Below are 16,500 nucleotides of genomic sequence, written 5' to 3'. Positions count from 1 at the left end.
ATCGACCTTACCTTAGTGTTACCTATGCCAAATTGCTCTCTGAGAATTCTCTAGAGTTACATTTAGTCAAATCTTTAACTCCAGAACAACTAGAGGAATCCTTTGGCAGTGAAGCTCCCGAAAGTATCATACCACAACTTGCCATTGAGCCAATACCGAAGCGTTCAGAAACGGTTTTAGACCAAATTAAACGAACTGGCACCATAAAAGTTGGTATTAGAAAAGATGCTGCTCCTTTCGGCTACATTGATGCCAACGGAGAGTGGAAAGGGTATTGCTTTGACCTACTCAATTCCTTAAAAGACAAAGTTGCACAACAACTCAATAAACCCATAGAACTAGACGTTGTTGCCATTCAATCAACCTTATAAAATCGCTTTGCTATTGTCCGAGATGAAGCTGTACATTTGGAGTGTGGCCCTAATACGATTAGGAGTGAGATTGATGGAATAAAATTTTCAACACCATTTTTTATTACTGGCACACACTTTTTAGTCGATTCTAAACAACCGAGAGTCTTCAATCGTTACGAAAGCCTTGACAGTTTAAAAATTGGAGTACTTCCTAGTAGCCTCACAGAAAGATTTATTGACCAAACCTATCCTAATGCTCAAAAAATAGTTTTTCCTGGAGACATAGGTAGGTCTCAAGGAGTCAAAGCATTAGTCAATAGGGATATTGATGCCTTTGCCAGCGATGGCATTTTATTAATTGGAGAAGTAGCCAGACAAGGACTCTCCTCATCCCAGTACACCTTATCTCCAGCTCAGCCACTGACCTGTGATTTCTATGGCATGATTCTCCCTAAGCATGATCCGCAATGGCAACGTATTGTCAACTCCTTGATTGAAGGGGAAAAAGCTAAAGAAATTTGGGGGGGATGGTTTACAAATTTGTTTCCCTATGTTTTATTAAATCTAGAGTATTGTATTGATAAGTAAAATGTAAGCCATTAGCTAAGCATTCAGTCGTCAGCGGTCAGCGGTCAGCCTTCGCGTAGCGTGGCCAAATATCTTTGCCTGATAGCACCTCAAGTAGCGTGAGCTTTTAGCTGACGGCACCTCAAGTAGCACCTCAAGTAGCGCATATGCTTACGACTAAATTACAGACAACCTTGCTGAGATACTGTACCATCTGGCATAGTCGCATTACACAAATTAGCCCCAGTCAAATTAGCCCCAGTTAAATTAGCCCCCGTTAAGTTAGCCTCTGTTAAATTAGCCTCTGTTAAATTAGCCCCACTTAGATTAGCATTTTGTAAGTCAGCATAGCTTAATTTGGTTCTATACAAATAGCTATTACTTAAATCAGAGCTAGCCAGGCTCGCACCGGTTAAATCCCCTAAACTTAATGTGGCTCCTTTTAAATTAGCCTCATATAAGAGAACCACAGGAGCAAAAACCTTATCTAATTTAGCATTTTCCAATGTAGCCGATGTTAAGTCAGCATCAAATAAACGAGCAGCTACTAAATTAGCATTTGTCAGGATGGCTCGTTGTAAATTAGCGAGAGTTAAATCTGCTCCCTGGAGATTCGCATTGGTCAGATCAGAACTTACTTCTTCGGTCGCCCGTCGTTGGTAAGATTGAAGTTTAGGGTTCAGTAGAATACTATTTAGATAAGCCCCTGATAAATTAGCCCCTCTTAAATTAATACTTCTCCAATTACAGTTACTAAAATTACCAAAGCTCAAATCACGACCACTTAAGTCATTGCCTAGAACGCAATTGGAAAAAGTGTTCGATTGGGCTTGAACTGGCAACCCTAGACAACCGAGAAATAACAGAGAATAAACTAGAGTTGAAGACACTAGAGTTATCGTTTTAAGCACCATAATCATATTGAGTAGTTAGGGTTGAATCTTGATAACATCAATTAATACAGAGTCAAATCTATAGCCATCCCTGTCGGAGTTGTGAGAGTAGTCAGTTGGAGCAACGGATGGTTAACGGATGTAACCAATGGAAGTATGGAAAAATAGAGAAGTCTCGCAAGATGGCGAAGAGGTTATCCAGAGTAACACGGATTTCTCTGAGGTTTGACTTCGGATTGATATAATAGTATACAGTAATTTCGATGTGACAGTAGTATTGATCGGAACGTCGCACCAGGGAATAGGACACAAGTAGAGTTTTTGAGCTAAATTGTACACTCGTCAACAGTAATTGACCATGAATCCAACTCGCCAACTAATCCAAAACATTTTCAAATGGATAGTAGCCTCTGTCCTAATCCTGAGTCTCTTCGGATGTGCCGCCCTTCTAGACCAGTTAGGAATCGGGAATTACACTGTCAAACGGGTATCTGACGGGGATACCATTCTCGTCGCTGACAGGTTTGGCAAGGATGTCAAAGTTCGGTTTGCCTGTATCGACGCTCCAGAAATTGCCCATTCCAAAAAAGAGAAGCAAAGCCGCAAATTGGTAGACAAAAGTCAATTCAAATGGGGAAATAAAGCCAAGGAGCGACTTCAGGAACTGGTTAAACAAAGCGATAATCAGGTGGTTTTGACCGTTACTGATACTGACCGCTATGGGCGCAGCGTCAGTGAAGTACGCTTAACCGATGGCACCTTTGTCCAGGAAGTCCTAGTTAAAGAAGGACTAGCACAGGTATATCGCCCCTATCTGAAAGATTGCCCCAGTGCGGAAATGGTCGATAGTGCTGAAGCCAATGCCAAACGATATCGGCGAGGGTTGTGGCGAGACCCTAAGTTTGTTCCAGCTTGGGAATATCGTAGTTTAGCAAAAACTAAATCCTCCTCCTCCTGAGTCGGAGAGTTTTTAGTCCTGTGAGTCTTTAGTTCTTAGTAGCTAGCCAATAGCTGTTTAACAGTCTATTGGTAGTTACCACTAACGAAGGAGTAATTTGGTCATAAATGTTGCAAAATGTTAAGTAAGTCCAGACATTGATCAAAACTAAAATTTAAAACTAATGGTACTCTTCGGATTTAAGAAAAAGCTGACTGTGCCTACTGCTGAGGAAGCCTTACCGGGACGCTCAGAACTCATGCCAGTACCCGAGCGTCACTACGTCAACGGCAATCCTCTCAAACCCCCTTACCCTGATGGATTGGAAATGGCGATGTTTGGCATGGGATGTTTTTGGGGAGCAGAACGCCGATTCTGGCAACAGGAGGGAGTGTTCACTACCGCAGTAGGTTACGCTGCTGGAATTACCCCTAACCCTACTTATCAAGAGGTCTGTACAGGCATGACCGGCCACAATGAAGTGGTGCTGGTGGTATTTGACCCAAACGTAATCAGTTACGAAGCACTCTTGAAAGTCTTCTGGGAAAGCCACAATCCCACCCAAGGCATGCGCCAAGGCAATGATACTGGTACTCAGTACCGTTCAGGAATTTATACCTATTCTGAAGACCAAAAGAAGCTAGCCGAAGCCTCACAAAACGCTTTTCAGCAAGCCCTGAAGGTCGCCGGTTATGGTAATATTACCACAGAAATTATAGATGCTCCTGAGTTTTATTACGCAGAGGGCTATCACCAGCAGTACCTGGCTAAAAATCCTAATGGGTATTGTGGTTTAGGTGGCACAAATGTGAATTGCCCTGCAATTTCATAAGTCATCACTGCTGTGGTTAACAGTAATTAGTCATTGGTCATTTGTAAGTACCAAGAGACTTTGGTGGGTGACAAATGACTAATGACTAAATGCAGCAATTTAGTTTTCTGAGGCTAACTGATGCAACAGGGATGGGGGACTGTATGAGGAACAACAAAATGAATCATAAGCTAAAAACGTTGACTATAGGTTTTATAGTCGGTTTAGGATTAATCATTATTCCTAATTTACTATCCCCTTTCCTGTTTAATCCTCCAGTTTCAGCGTCATCTGCCCAGGAAAAGATTGAACGAGTAGAACTAATAGATAATCTTGGGAATTATCATTACCCTATTTCCACTACCTCAGACTTAGCTCAAAAGTATTTTGATCAAGGTTTAATTCTTGCCTACGCTTTTAATCATGCTGAAGCTGCTCGTGCTTTTAAAGAAGCAAGTAGGCTAGATCCTAATTGTGCCATGTGCTACTGGGGATTAGCTTATGTTCAAGGACCAAATATCAATGCACCAATGGCAGATGAACAAGTATCAGAGGCTTGGCAAGCAATTCAACAAGCGATCGCACTAAGTAACAAGGCATCTCCAAAGGAACAGGCTTATATTAAAGCTTTAGCACAGCGTTATTCGGAACAACCAATGGCAGATCGTTCCTCCCTTGATCTAGCTTATGCTCAGGCAATGAAGCAGGTTGTTCAAGATTATCCTGATGATTTAGATGTCGCAACTCTATACGCAGAATCCCTAATGGATACCATGCCTTGGGACTATTGGCAAGATAATGGGGAACTCAAACCAGAAGCCAAGCCAATTTTAGCAACATTAGAATCAGTTTTAGAAAGAAATCCTAAGCATCCGGGAGCTACTCACTTCTATATCCATGCCACTGAGAAAGAACAACCCAAATTAGCCATAGAAGCTGCTGATAATCTCCGCAATCTCGTTCCCGCTTCAGGACATTTAGTCCATATGCCCTCTCACATCTATATTCGAGTCGGACGTTACCAAGATGCTGTTATTGCTAATCAAAAAGCAGTTATGGCGGATCGTAACTATCTGGCATCCCCCCATCCTCAAAGTATTTATACTATTGGTTATGTTCCTCATAACTACCATTTCCTCTGGTTTGCAGCGGTAATGAGTGGACAAAGTGAAATAGCAATGGAAGCAGCACAACAAACAGCAGCAGTTGATTCAAGTCTGATTGGTAATCCAAGTTTATCTGGTATAATACAACATTTTTATGTTGTTCCACTTTATACAGAAGTGCGCTTTGGAAAATGGGATAAAATCCTAGAAACACCTGCACCAACAACTGATATGAAATATGCTACGGGTGTTTGGCATTATGCTAGAGGTATGGCTTTCACGTCTCAAGGTAAGAAAGAAGAAGCTAATCAAGAATTAGCTAAATTACAAGCTTTAATGGCTGATCCTGATTTAGAAGAATTGAAAATCTGGAGTTTTAATTCTACTGCTAGTGTTCTTAAAATTGCCGTTGAAGTCTTAACCGGTTCAATTGCTACTCTTGAGCAAGATTACACGACAGCAACTAGTCACTTAAAAAATGCTATTGCTCTAGAAGATAAGCTGGTTTATACTGAACCACCAGATTGGTATTCTCCTACCCGTAATTTGCTAGGCACAATCCTGCTACAAGGCAATCAGCCAGAGCAAGCAGAACAAGCTTTTCGTGATGATTTAGATATTTATCCCGAAAATGGTTGGTCATTACATGGTTTAGCAAAAAGTTTGCAAGCACAAGGAAAAACAGCAGAAGCAGAAACTATACAACAGCAATATCAACAAGCGTGGCAATATGCTGATATTGCTAAATAACCATAAAATAACCTCAGTTCCATTGCCTCAACTAGAAAGCTTCTCTAATAAATCCTTTAGCACTGGTGGTAACTTGCGCATAATCTTACCCTGCTCTCGGTCAACGGCTACTAGAATCACACGACCGGTTACGTAAAGTTCTTTGCCATCATGGGATTGAATTTTATAATTCCAGTTCATACGGACACCTTTCATTTCGGCGATGCCTGTCTTGACAACTACTGCTGTGCCCATTGGCATTGCCCGGTGATACCGTAAAGAAAGTTCTACTACTGGTAAATCGCATCCTAGCCTGACGAGATCACTATAATCCATACCCATCGAGCGTAAGTACTCCACCCTCGCTTCTTCCATCCAGCGAATGTAGGTACCATGCCAGACTATACCAGCATAGTCAGTGTGGTGGGGATGGACTCGCACTGGATAGTCAAACCATTTTGCCGTGGTGGCGGTTAGCTCATGGCTTTCCATGGTACTACCCAGCTCTATTTGAGCTGAGGTTTGGGGTGTTTCTGACATGGATCAATTTAATCGTTACTGGTATTTCACTAACTTTATAACCATAGCCAGATCAAAGTAGGCGATCGCGTCCGTGTCAAAGAGTCAATCAGTGTTTACCATCATCCTACTGATTGTAATCAGACCCTATCCTTATATCATGTCGGGATAATTACCCTTAAGAAAAATCTCCCTATCTCCCTATCTCCCAATCTCCCCACATTCCCCTCCTGGGAGGGGTTAGGGGTGGGTCCCACCCTCTCCTTAATTATGGGTATTCAACCTGACATGATATTAACCCTGTGTTGGGAGGGTTAGGAGTAACCTGGTCAGGATTTGCTAACCAAGCTGATCACCTGCTGAAAGCGATCGCACTCGGTCCCATTCAGGGTATCTGCTCATTGGTCGCCATGGTTTCTTCTGATGCTACGAGTAGGGTGCATTACTGACGCACCCTACGTTTTAGGCACTTTTCCGGCTTTTTATGCCAAGTCTGACCAGAGCTTTTTTTTTAGTTTTGTAAAGATTAGACAATCCACTGCGTAAAACTTGGATGGGCTTCAGAAATGTAAGTAGAGGTTGAATTCGAGTCAGCCAATGACCGAAACACCTCAGTATTAACATTACAAACTTCAAGGTTCAAACCAGGAGACTGATCATGTTTCGTAGTAAAGTAGCGATCTCGTCTGTAGTTCTATCTTTGGGTGTAATCAGTCACTGTCTACTCGACCCGAGTAAATTATGAAATTCTGGATGATGACGGCAGTGTAATTGGCACCAGCTCCATGTACACCAATCCCCCTAACCTCAGTGCTGGAGAAAGTGCTACTTTCGAGACGGAAATGTGGGGTGGTCGGGAATTAAAAACCACATCCGTTGACTGGGATCGTAAACCGACTCCATGATTTCGATATCAATTCACGCTTTTGAGGCACAAATTGCTGAGCAACTGAACCTAAGTATTTGGTCTTTAACTGAATTATTACCACTGAAACCCACATAATAATGTTATCAATAAATTGAAAATTGAAAGTTTTAAATTAATAACTAACAATTAACTATAGCGGTTTGCATAACTATCAGGTACACAGGATTGTTTTCCCTGTTCCCTGCTCCCTGTTCCCTGCTCCAGAAAAACCCATAACTATGTACTTAAAAAATCGCAAACCGCTATAAAAATTAACTAACAATTAACTAACAATTAACGATTTACCTGACTACGAAGTGATTAACAGTCGGAGATATTATACTCAGATTTGAGTGAACAATCAACCCACCCCTTGAGCGTAAGCAGAAGGGGTGGGTTTTTCTTGACTTTAATTACAATAGTAAGAGAGTAGCCAAAAAATAAAATACCAGTTTTTAGCTTGTAGGGTGGGCAACAACAGCTTGTTTCTTTTGATTATTCTAAATTATATTACTTTGCCCACCCTACTTTAATTGGTATTTTTTTTACACGCAAGTTCCATTAGCTAGCTGCTGACTATCCTAGACGTAGTAGGAGAAGTTGAGATCTGGAACCGTATCGATAACGACAATCTGACCAAGTGAGTCATTCTCGATCGTCCACAGGCCATTTTGTCCAGTGACAGAATTACGGAAGAAGAAATCATCAATACCATCTCGGTTAGCGTCATAGGCACCACGGAATTCCCAAGGACCGTCTGCTGGTCGGGCATCGATCAGCACTGGCTCCTGGAAAACAGTACCATCAAGCTCCCAGTAGGCAAACTGTTGGGTATTCATATTTTGCCAGATAGCATCTGCGTCACCATCGTCATCCATGTCTCCAGCCGCAACTAACTGCCAGGGATCATTAGGTGATATTATTATCTTGTTAAGATTGGTATCCGTAATAAAGGTAGCATTCTGAAATCCGTTTTGATCTATCTCCCAAACAGCAATTTCTCCGCTGGATGTGTTGTACCAGAAAATTTCTTCTGCACCATCACGGTTAACATCTCCGGTGCCACGGATTTCCCAGTTGAGGTCTGATCCTGGTTGACCTGCTGGTGCCTGAGTAATTATTGCATCCTGGAACTCGGAGCGTTCCATGTTCCAAACCCCAACAGCGCCAGTCATCTTATTACGCCACAGAGGATTCCTGATACCATCCCCTAAATCTATAACACCACGGGCTTCAAATCCAGCGTTCTCTGGTACCAACACCTCCTGACCACTTTGATCTGTAATGAACGCTGTCGTCTCAACGCTAGTGCCCTGGCCATTTAGAGTCCACAAAGCAACTTGTGCATTGACAGGATTATGCCAGAACAGATCCACACTGGGGGCTCGGGTAATTTCAATGGCATCAACTCGCCCTCGCTCGAAATTCAATTCAGGATTATTGCTATCTGCCAGTACCGAGATTTGTATTTCATCCCCTGGAGCAAGGTCTATGTTTTGAAAAAGGGGTTTATTTGGATTATCCTCAGCACTTAGGGTGCCGCTTGAATTGCCACCCCTCAGAGGGACATAATTCCTTGGCTCAGCTGTTGGATCAGGTGTATTTGCAGGTATGTTTAGATTAAAAACATATGTACCAACTTCCTGTCCATTAACACTAAATGTCAGTGGAGATTCCCCATCCTCTTCGTCAAAGTAGGCAATACGAATATCATACTTACCAGCCGGTCCATCCTGTGCTGTCCATGTAAATGTCAGCACACCGGGTTCTCCTTGCGGGTTATCAAAGTTTGAGATCTCGACGGCTCGACCCCCTGAAGCAACGAGATCAATATTGTTGAAACCGGTTATGCCGTAGTTTTGTCGCGTAACGCGAGTGCCTTCTGCTTCAATCAGAACCATAAGATAGTTTTTTCCCAAAAGTTAGTTATCTGTGTTTACACTGGTTGGCTTTTCTTTTCAGTCCTGATGCACCAAAAAATTTTTAATTACTCCATCCCAACTAACTAAGTTATGGGATGTGTCACTTACAAAAGCGATGCAGAGGTGCGACCCGTGGCGAATTTAATTACGGGTCAAACGCACCATTACGGTCTTGGGGAGGCAGTGCGGTCTTGGGGGTCTCCCCCACTCGCGGTCTGCCGTGGTTTCCCCCATGAGCGACTGCATCAAGACACTGGAATTACTCAACGTCCCTGCCATGAGATGAGATAAGAGTCTGTGCACTTTATATGTGAACTTTTGGGGAAAAATTTAATCATGCTTATCGATGTATCTAGGGTACAGTAACTTTCTAGATACATGTTTTTAGATACCTATTTCTAGATATATCGATAAGGGTAAAACACCCCCTTTAATAGTTCAAAGATGCCCTGCTCAAATTTATCCAGTGAAACTGGATAAATTTTTTGAAGCCTTTTCTAGATTTTGACTGGCTAACGATACCCTGATAAAATTCCAACCCTAAGAGATGACCTAGTCAAAAAATTAGTTTTGTTCCAGGCTTCATATTTTTTTTTTGGCGTTTTGACTGAAAAAAAATCCTACCACTAGTATAAATGCCATAAAATTCCGTAATTGTCACTATGGAATTAGATATTTTAATTAAAATTTAATAAATATTTATTAAATTTTTACTGAGTTGGTACTAAGCAAAAACTAATTATTATATAACATCAGTGAGCTAAGAATTATGAATGAGTAATTTTCCCCTGCCTCAGAGCAGTTAGGGGTTATACCAAATCCGGGTTAAAGAATTACCTTTTTCATTCAGTCCCTCTTTCATTCAGTCATTGAGGTGTGCACACAAGTTTTTGCCCCAATCAATTTACTGTGGTGCAAAATTTGAGATTAGTAATAAAATTAACTAATTTACCTGGGGGGGTGACATGCAAGCTGAAATCCTTACTGGGTAATAATTTCAGCCCATAAGTTACTTAGCGATGCAGAGGTGCGACCCGTGGCGAATTAAATTCGCCACGGGTCGCACCTAAAAGATACATTCTGTTTTGGGCGCGACCTTGGACTATGTTATAAGGGTTTGAGCTTGCCATTAAATGAAAGGAGGGTTAATTTGGGACTGTATCTTCCCTGAGCTCATTGGCATCAAAGCCTTATATACTAAGCTTTTTAGGGCTCATGTCACCCCCTCAGCTAATTTACAATAAATAATGTTCAAATGTAGCCAGCTAGGTCTTGACTTGACGAAATCTCCAAAAAGCATCTATGGAAATCAGCTCAATCAAAGAATCATCAAAATTTTTCTGACGATTAGATGCGTTTGCCCTAAAACTCGGAGATATTAGACTCAGATTGAAGTGAACAAACAGCCCACCCCTTCTGCTTACGCTCAAGGGGTGGGTTTTTCTTGACTTTAATTACAACAGTAAAGCTAGCTGCTGACTATCCTAAACGTAGAAGGAGAAGTTAGTATCTTCGACCGGAGTGATCCCGACAATATTATCATCACTCACTGAGTTATTCTCGATCATCCAGATGCCATTGTCTCCAGTCATGGAATTACGGAAGAAGAAATCATCAATACCATCGTTGTTAGCGTCATAGGCACCACGGAATTCCCAATCACCGTCTGCTGGTCGGGAATTGATCAGCACTGACTCCTGGTAAACAGTACCATCAAGACCATCAAGCTCCCAGTAGGCAAACTGTTTGGTAGTCATATTTTGCCAGATAGCATCTGCGTCACCATCGCCATCCATGTCTCCAGCCGCAACTAACTGCCAGGGATCATTAGGTGATATGGTCATATGCTGATTATTGCTATCCGTAATAAACCTAGCATTCTGAAACCCGGTTTCATCTATCTCCGAAACAGCAATTTCTCCAGTAGATGTGTTGTACCAGAAGATTTCTTCTCCACCACCACCGTTAACATCTCCCGTGCCACGGATTTCCCACTCAAGGTTTGATCCTGGGCCATCTGCTGGTGGGTCAATAGTTATTGCCTCCTGCAACTCGGAGCCTTCCATCTTCCAAATAGCAAAACCGCCGCTCACCGTATCACGCCACAGAGGACTCCTGTTACCATCGCCTAAATCCACAACACCACGGGCTTCAAATCCAGTGTTCTCTGGTACCAACAACTCTTGACCACTTTGATCGGTAATGAACGCTGCGGTCTCGACGCTAGTGCCCTGTTGATTTAGAGTCCACACACCAACTTGTCCACTGACAGGATTATGCCAGAACAGATCCAAACTGGGGATAATCTCTTCAGCTGGGGTAATTTCAGCTGGGGTAATTTCAGCTGGGGTAATTTCAATGGCATCAAGTCGCCCTAGCTCGAAATTCATTTCAGGATTATTGCTATCTGCCAGTACCGAGATTTCTATTTCATCCCCTGGAACAAGGTCTACGCCCTTAAAAATGGCATTTGGATTAGCCTGAGCAGTTAGTGTGCCACTGGAATTGGCACCGCTTAAAGGGACATAATTCCTTGGCTCAGCTGTAATCCCAGGTAAGTTTAGATTATAAACATAGGTACCAACTTCCTGTCCGTTGACGCTAAATGTTAGTGGAGAGTTACCATCCACTTCGTCAAAGTAGGCAATACTAATATCGTACTTACCAGCCGGTCCATCCTGTGCTGTCCATTCAAATCTAAGTATACCGGGTTCTCCAACCGGGTCATTAAAGTTTGATATCTGGACAGCTTGACCGCCTGAAGCAACGTTCTTAATAATTGTCTGGTAGTTTATTAGCGTTACGCGATCGCTTTCAGCTTCAATCAGAACCATAAGATAGTTTTCTCCCAAAAGTTATCTGTGTTTACAGTGGTTGGCTTTTATTTTCCGTCGTAATGCACCAAAAAATTTTTAATTATTCCATCCCAACTTAGTAAGTCACGGGATGTGTAACTAAACTGGCATTACTCAATGTCCCTAGGATGAGATGAGATAAGAGTCTGTGCACTTTATCTGTGAACTTTTGGGGCAAATTTAATCATGCTTATCGATGTATCTAGACTACAGTACCTTTCTAGATACATGTTTCTAGATATATGGATAAGGGGAAAACACCCCCTTTAATAGTTCAAAGATGCCCTGCTCAAATTTATCCAGTTCCAGTGGATAAATTTTTTGAAGCCTTTTCTAGAGTTTGACTGGCTAACCATTCCCTGATCAAATCTCATCCCTAAAAGATGACCTAGTCAAAAAAGTAGTTTGGTTCTAGGCTTCAGATTTTTTTTTGCGTTTTGACTTAAAAAAAATCCTACCATTAGTATAAATGGCATAAAAATCCGTAAATGTCACTATCAAAATAGGGATTTTCATGGAAATTTCATAAAAATTTATAAAATTTTTACTTACTTGGTACTGATCAAAAACTAATTATTATATAACATCAATCAGCTAATAATTATGAATGAGGAATTTTACCGTGCCTCAGAGCAGTTAGTGGGTAAGCTATCAGCTATCAGCTAATGGGCTACCTCCCAGCGTCGAAGCCTGTGCCACGCACGCTACTTGAGGTGTTTTTGAATAAAAGAGGTAAGCATTCGAATAATGCTGAGTTACGGAAAGCTGAAAAGGTTAACATAAGGGTATTTAATATCAGTTTAAAAATTCACTAATGTACAATAAATAATGTTCAAAAGTAAATCTCAAAACCTAGCCAGCTAGGTCTTTATTGGACGAAATCTCCAAAAACCATCTGTGGAAATGAGCTAAATGAAACAATGATGAAAATTTTTATAGGAATAAAAATCTGTTGCTCTTGAAATCTAGGCTATCCACTATTACCGAGACAGTTACTCATTGGTAACGGCTAATGGGTAATAGGTAACTGGTCGGGGTTTGACCTATTACCTATTACCTATTACCTATTACCTATTACCTATTACCTATTACCTATTACCTTACCTATTACCCGTGTTCCTTTCTTTACCTCAGGTAATTACAGTGGGAACCTCCCGTTCTGTAAACTTCCGAATCTGGGCAATCTCATGAGCAAGGGAAATCAGTGGTTCCAATGCTTGTTGAGTATCCACGTCATGCTTAGTGGAATCTGGCTCATAGCTCTCTAAATAGAGCCGTAGGGTTGCCCCTTTTGTGCCAGTGCCAGATAGGCGGAATACAATCCGAGAGCCATCAGTAAAGCCAATCCGAATCCCCTGCTTTTGGCTGACACTCCCATCTACTGGGTCTGTGTAACTAAAGTCATCACCATACTCTACCTGGTAAGAACCAAATTGCTGTCCTTTCAGGTCTGGGACACTTGAACGCAGACGCTCCATCAGTTCCTGAGCTCGTGCCCCATCTACCTCTTCATAGTCATGGCGGGAATAGAAATTACGACCATAGGTTTGCCAGTGGCTACGGACAATCTGCTCCACTGATTCACCCCGCACTGCCAGGATATTGAGCCAGAATAGCACTGCCCACAGCCCATCTTTTTCCCGTACATGGTTAGAACCAGTGCCAAAACTTTCTTCACCGCACAAAGTGGCTTTACCTGCATCCAATAAATTGCCAAAAAACTTCCAACCTGTTGGGGTTTCATAGCAATCAATACCCAACTGAGCCGCCACTCGGTCTACAGCAGCACTGGTGGGCATGGAACGGGCTACCCCTGCTAAACCTTGACTATAACCAGGTACGAGATGGGCATTGGCGGTTAACACGGCTATGCTATCACTGGGGGTAACGAAGAACGAGCTTCCTAGGATCATATTGCGATCGCCATCCCCATCGGAAGCAGCCCCAAAGTCCGGGGCATTATCACCATAGAGAATATCCACCAAGTCCTTAGCATAGACTAAATTAGGGTCAGGATGACCACCGCCAAAATCTTCTAACGGTATACCATTAAGTACTGTACCTTCTGGTGCCCCTAGGCGTTGTTCAAAAATAGCATGGGCATAGGGACCAGTTACCGCATGTAATGAATCCATACACATCCGGAATTTCCCAGAGGTTAGTAGCTGGTGAATGCGGTCAAAGTCAAATAGGGACTCCATCAATTGAGTATAAGGCTCAACTGGGTCAATCACTTCAACGCTCAAGGTTCCCAGAGTAAATGCACCTGGTCGGTCTAGATTGACATCCGCAGCGTCCAGGATTTTGTAACTATCGATGACTTTACTCCGAGCATAGATAGCTTCCGTCACCTTTTCCGGTGCTGGTCCACCATTATTGGTGTTATATTTGACACCGAAGTCACCCTTTGGACCCCCAGGATTGTGGCTGGCCGAGAGGATAATGCCACCTAATGCCTTATGCTTGCGAATAACACAAGATGCTGCTGGGGTAGACAGAATACCACCACAACCGACTAACAACCGACCTAACCCATTGGCGGCTGCCATTTTGAGAATGGTCTGAATTGCTTGCCGATTGTAGTAGCGACCATCACCCCCTACAACTAGGGTTTGACCTTCACAGCCTTCTAGGGAGTCAAAGATAGACTGGATAAAGTTTTCTAGGTAATGGGGCTCCTGAAAAACGGTGACCGACTTACGAAGTCCGGAAGTACCGGGTTTTTGGTCTGTAAAGGGCTTAGTAGAGACAGTGCGTATGTTCATTACAAGCTAGCTACAGGTTTTACTGCTAATTCTTTATTGTTAACTGTTACCTGTTCATTGTTAATGAAAAATTCAAAAGTCTTTGATAAATGACTCGTGAATTTAGTGATCCCTGGTCTAGCAAAGCACGAACGCACTATCAATCCTTACCTACGCACATTTTTGTTTATTTGTCAATGCTTTACTTTAATCTATCTAACCTACAAGCGATTAGCTTTGCACAAGGTTAGCTAATCGCTGATTAAGAACTAAATTTTCATCTGACCGCTAAACTTATAATCCAACAGCAAGTCACTAGGTTATAGCTAATGAGCCTTGGGCTGAATCCTGACACTAAATTTATCGGTCGAAGCCATATTTTTCGCGGATATGGGTATTAAAATACTGACCGATAGAAGGATTATCTTTCAAACCATTGTAGATCTCCTCTGGTACATCTCGATACTTGTAGATACTACCATTATTAAATTCAAGCCGAAGAATTTTTTTGTCTACATCGTAGTCGAAGGATTTAATCACAGCACTGGTACTTTTCAGCAATGGGAAAGCAATCACATCCCGAATACTCGGTGAATTAGTCAGTAGCATCACTAAACGGTCAATACCAATACCTAAACCACCAGTGGGAGGCATACCATACTCCAGGGCAGCCAGAAAGTCTTCATCAACATCTTGAGCTTCCAAATCTCCTGCTGCTTTCTTGGCTGCTTGTGCTTCTAGTCGTTGCCGTTGATCTATAGGATCAGTTAACTCAGAATAACTGTTTGCTGTTTCTCTTCCCACTATAAACAATTCAAACCGTTCCACTAAACCTGATTTTGAGCGATGGGGTTTAGTGAGGGGAGAGATTTCCACAGGATAATCCAGAACAAAAGTCGGTTGGATTAACGTTTCTTCTACCTTTTGCTCAAAGGCTTCATTGAGCAATTTGCCAATAGAATAGCAATCATTGGGAACCTCCACACCAGCATCTTTGGCTGCTGCTTTTGCCTGCTCAATGTTGGTAAACTTATCAAAATCTAAACCAGTTTGGTCTTTGACTAACTCGTGCATCGTTACTTTACGCCAAGGGGGAGTTAGATCAATTACTTCACCTTGGTAGTTAATGCTTAGTGTACCTAACACTTCCTTAGCAGCATTACTGATCAGATTTTCCGTCAACACCATCATCTGATTATAATCGGCGTAAGCCTGATAGATTTCAATCATGGTGAATTCCGGATTGTGACGAGTGGAAATTCCTTCATTGCGGAAGACACGCCCCAACTCATACACCTTTTCAAAACCACCAACAATTAGTCGCTTCAGATGCAACTCCGTAGCAATACGCAGATACAAGTCCATTTGTAAGGTGTTGTGGTAGGTAATAAAAGGACGGGCATCTGCACCACCAGCCTCACTCTGAAGTACCGGAGTTTCAATTTCAATAAAATCCTGTTGGTTTAAATAGTGCCGAATAGAAGCAGTGATTTTGGCACGACGACGAAAGGTTTCCCGCACATCGGGATTAACAATTAGGTCAACATAACGTTGACGATAGCGCTTTTCTGTATCCGTTAAACCATGCCACTTATCTGGTAAAGGTAACAGAGATTTGGTCAGGATATCATACTCCTTGACATAGATCGAGAGTTCCCCTTTCTCCGTGCGCTTGATGGTTCCTTTTGCCCCAATAATATCGCCAGTATCAGTGAGTTTTTTGAGAATATTGAAAGCATTAGGAAGGTCTGCCATTTTAGCAGTGATTCTCTTTTTATCCAGGTAAAGCTGAATTGTACCGGTCTCATCCTGAATGTTGAAGAAAGCTAATTTACCAAAGACACGACGAGCTATAATCCGACCAGCAACAGCAACTTCGACATCTACTTCTTCGCTATTGCCTAGGTCAGCATAGTTTTGCTGCAATTCGGCAGCCTGAGCTGTAGATTCCCAATTATAGGCATAGGGGATTAATCCTTCTGCTTTGAGTTGTTCAACTTTTTCAAGCCGTGTGGTGCGAATTTCTTCTAGAGTTGAAGTGCTTTGTGGTTCTGGACGGGATTGGTCTGACATAATTTATAGCGACAATCTAGCTAGTGGACAAATAGTGGATAAACTGTAAGTTAGTGCTGCCTGGTGACCCCTTATTATATAGCA

Annotated in this window: 14 protein-coding genes and 1 pseudogene; 8 read left to right on the top strand and 7 right to left on the bottom strand. The window is 42.2% G+C overall.

Going from position 1 to position 16,500, the window contains the following annotated elements:
* The first annotated feature begins 32 nt into the window (after positions 1-32).
* Together F6K57_RS41845 and F6K57_RS41840 are read left to right on the top strand one after the other, a co-directional pair.
* Positions 33-371, top strand: coding sequence for a hypothetical protein (locus tag F6K57_RS41845; RefSeq protein WP_364300928.1), 339 nt, complete (start codon positions 33-35; stop codon positions 369-371).
* Positions 372-407: 36 nt separating this feature from the next.
* Complete coding sequence (locus F6K57_RS41840; RefSeq protein ID WP_364300925.1) at positions 408-941, top strand: transporter substrate-binding domain-containing protein; 534 nt, start codon at positions 408-410, stop codon at positions 939-941.
* A gap of 161 nt (positions 942-1,102) precedes the next feature.
* On the opposite strand, the gene F6K57_RS02465 is transcribed toward F6K57_RS41840, so the two are convergent.
* The gene (locus tag F6K57_RS02465; RefSeq protein WP_293028174.1) at positions 1,103-1,834 is read right to left on the bottom strand and encodes a pentapeptide repeat-containing protein; all 732 of its coding nucleotides are present in this window, start codon (positions 1,832-1,834) and stop codon (positions 1,103-1,105) included.
* Between the two features lie 91 nt (positions 1,835-1,925).
* Positions 1,926-2,159 (bottom strand): hypothetical protein, encoded by a 234-nt coding sequence (locus F6K57_RS02460; RefSeq protein WP_293028172.1) that lies wholly within the window; start codon positions 2,157-2,159, stop codon positions 1,926-1,928.
* A 12-nt stretch (positions 2,160-2,171) separates the two neighbouring features.
* Here F6K57_RS02460 and F6K57_RS02455 point away from each other — a divergent pair, with 12 nt between their 5' ends.
* The 3 genes from F6K57_RS02455 to F6K57_RS02445 all read left to right on the top strand — a co-directional run bounded on the left by F6K57_RS02455 (position 2,172) and on the right by F6K57_RS02445 (position 5,417).
* Positions 2,172-2,771: a thermonuclease family protein gene (locus tag F6K57_RS02455; RefSeq protein WP_293028170.1), complete on the top strand. Its 600-nt coding sequence runs from the start codon at positions 2,172-2,174 to the stop codon at positions 2,769-2,771.
* Between the two features lie 163 nt (positions 2,772-2,934).
* Positions 2,935-3,582 (top strand): peptide-methionine (S)-S-oxide reductase MsrA, encoded by a 648-nt coding sequence (msrA, locus tag F6K57_RS02450; RefSeq protein ID WP_293028168.1) that lies wholly within the window; start codon positions 2,935-2,937, stop codon positions 3,580-3,582.
* Between the two features lie 158 nt (positions 3,583-3,740).
* Positions 3,741-5,417, top strand: coding sequence for a hypothetical protein (locus F6K57_RS02445; protein WP_293028166.1), 1,677 nt, complete (start codon positions 3,741-3,743; stop codon positions 5,415-5,417).
* A 27-nt stretch (positions 5,418-5,444) separates the two neighbouring features.
* On the opposite strand, the gene F6K57_RS02440 is transcribed toward F6K57_RS02445, so the two are convergent.
* Positions 5,445-5,936 carry a thioesterase family protein gene (locus F6K57_RS02440; protein WP_293028164.1) on the bottom strand — a complete coding sequence of 164 codons (492 nt, stop codon included), beginning with the start codon at positions 5,934-5,936 and terminating at the stop codon, positions 5,445-5,447.
* 51 nt (positions 5,937-5,987) lie between these two features.
* On the opposite strand from F6K57_RS02440, the gene F6K57_RS41835 reads away from it, so the two are divergent.
* Together F6K57_RS41835 and F6K57_RS02435 are read left to right on the top strand one after the other, a co-directional pair.
* Positions 5,988-6,233 carry a ferredoxin-thioredoxin reductase variable chain gene (locus F6K57_RS41835; protein WP_364301172.1) on the top strand — a complete coding sequence of 82 codons (246 nt, stop codon included), beginning with the start codon at positions 5,988-5,990 and terminating at the stop codon, positions 6,231-6,233.
* A 413-nt stretch (positions 6,234-6,646) separates the two neighbouring features.
* Positions 6,647-6,820: pseudogene (locus F6K57_RS02435) on the top strand (FxLYD domain-containing protein); the annotation flags it as partial.
* 583 nt (positions 6,821-7,403) lie between these two features.
* Here the strand turns inward: F6K57_RS02435 and F6K57_RS02430 are convergent.
* Positions 7,404-8,723 carry an FG-GAP-like repeat-containing protein gene (locus tag F6K57_RS02430; RefSeq protein WP_293028162.1) on the bottom strand — a complete coding sequence of 440 codons (1,320 nt, stop codon included), beginning with the start codon at positions 8,721-8,723 and terminating at the stop codon, positions 7,404-7,406.
* A gap of 111 nt (positions 8,724-8,834) precedes the next feature.
* Here F6K57_RS02430 and F6K57_RS02425 point away from each other — a divergent pair, with 111 nt between their 5' ends.
* Positions 8,835-9,035, top strand: coding sequence for a hypothetical protein (locus F6K57_RS02425; RefSeq protein WP_293028160.1), 201 nt, complete (start codon positions 8,835-8,837; stop codon positions 9,033-9,035).
* Between the two features lie 1,193 nt (positions 9,036-10,228).
* On the opposite strand, the gene F6K57_RS02420 is transcribed toward F6K57_RS02425, so the two are convergent.
* From F6K57_RS02420 to lysS, 3 genes are all read right to left on the bottom strand, one after another.
* Positions 10,229-11,578, bottom strand: a complete 1,350-nt coding sequence (locus F6K57_RS02420; RefSeq protein ID WP_293064529.1) for a hypothetical protein — start codon at positions 11,576-11,578, stop codon at positions 10,229-10,231.
* 1,151 nt (positions 11,579-12,729) lie between these two features.
* The gene (locus F6K57_RS02415) at positions 12,730-14,364 is read right to left on the bottom strand and encodes an alpha-D-glucose phosphate-specific phosphoglucomutase (RefSeq protein ID WP_293064526.1); all 1,635 of its coding nucleotides are present in this window, start codon (positions 14,362-14,364) and stop codon (positions 12,730-12,732) included.
* Between the two features lie 339 nt (positions 14,365-14,703).
* A complete protein-coding gene (gene lysS / locus F6K57_RS02410) occupies positions 14,704-16,416 on the bottom strand; it encodes a lysine--tRNA ligase (protein ID WP_293064523.1) in 1,713 nt (570 codons plus the stop codon).
* Between the last annotated feature and the right edge of the window lie 84 nt (positions 16,417-16,500).

It is taken from the genome of Moorena sp. SIO4A5 (assembly GCF_010672005.1).
Lineage (GTDB): Bacteria > Cyanobacteriota > Cyanobacteriia > Cyanobacteriales > Coleofasciculaceae > Moorena.
The sequence above is the reverse complement of the archived record's forward strand: the minus strand, read 5'-3'. Positions and strand labels throughout refer to the sequence as shown.

Bases quoted from the DNA above. Each gene is read 5' to 3' on its own strand.
- F6K57_RS02465 (WP_293028174.1), bottom strand. From the start codon at position 1,834: ATGGTGCTTAAAACGATAACTCTAGTGTCTTCAACTCTAGTTTATTCT.
- F6K57_RS02455 (WP_293028170.1), top strand. From the start codon at position 2,172: ATGAATCCAACTCGCCAACTAATCCAAAACATTTTCAAATGGATAGTA.
- msrA (WP_293028168.1), top strand. From the start codon at position 2,935: ATGGTACTCTTCGGATTTAAGAAAAAGCTGACTGTGCCTACTGCTGAG.
- F6K57_RS02445 (WP_293028166.1), top strand. From the start codon at position 3,741: ATGAATCATAAGCTAAAAACGTTGACTATAGGTTTTATAGTCGGTTTA.
- F6K57_RS02440 (WP_293028164.1), bottom strand. From the start codon at position 5,936: ATGTCAGAAACACCCCAAACCTCAGCTCAAATAGAGCTGGGTAGTACC.
- F6K57_RS02430 (WP_293028162.1), bottom strand. From the start codon at position 8,723: ATGGTTCTGATTGAAGCAGAAGGCACTCGCGTTACGCGACAAAACTAC.
- F6K57_RS02425 (WP_293028160.1), top strand. From the start codon at position 8,835: ATGGGATGTGTCACTTACAAAAGCGATGCAGAGGTGCGACCCGTGGCG.
- F6K57_RS02420 (WP_293064529.1), bottom strand. From the start codon at position 11,578: ATGGTTCTGATTGAAGCTGAAAGCGATCGCGTAACGCTAATAAACTAC.
- F6K57_RS02415 (WP_293064526.1), bottom strand. From the start codon at position 14,364: ATGAACATACGCACTGTCTCTACTAAGCCCTTTACAGACCAAAAACCC.
- lysS (WP_293064523.1), bottom strand. From the start codon at position 16,416: ATGTCAGACCAATCCCGTCCAGAACCACAAAGCACTTCAACTCTAGAA.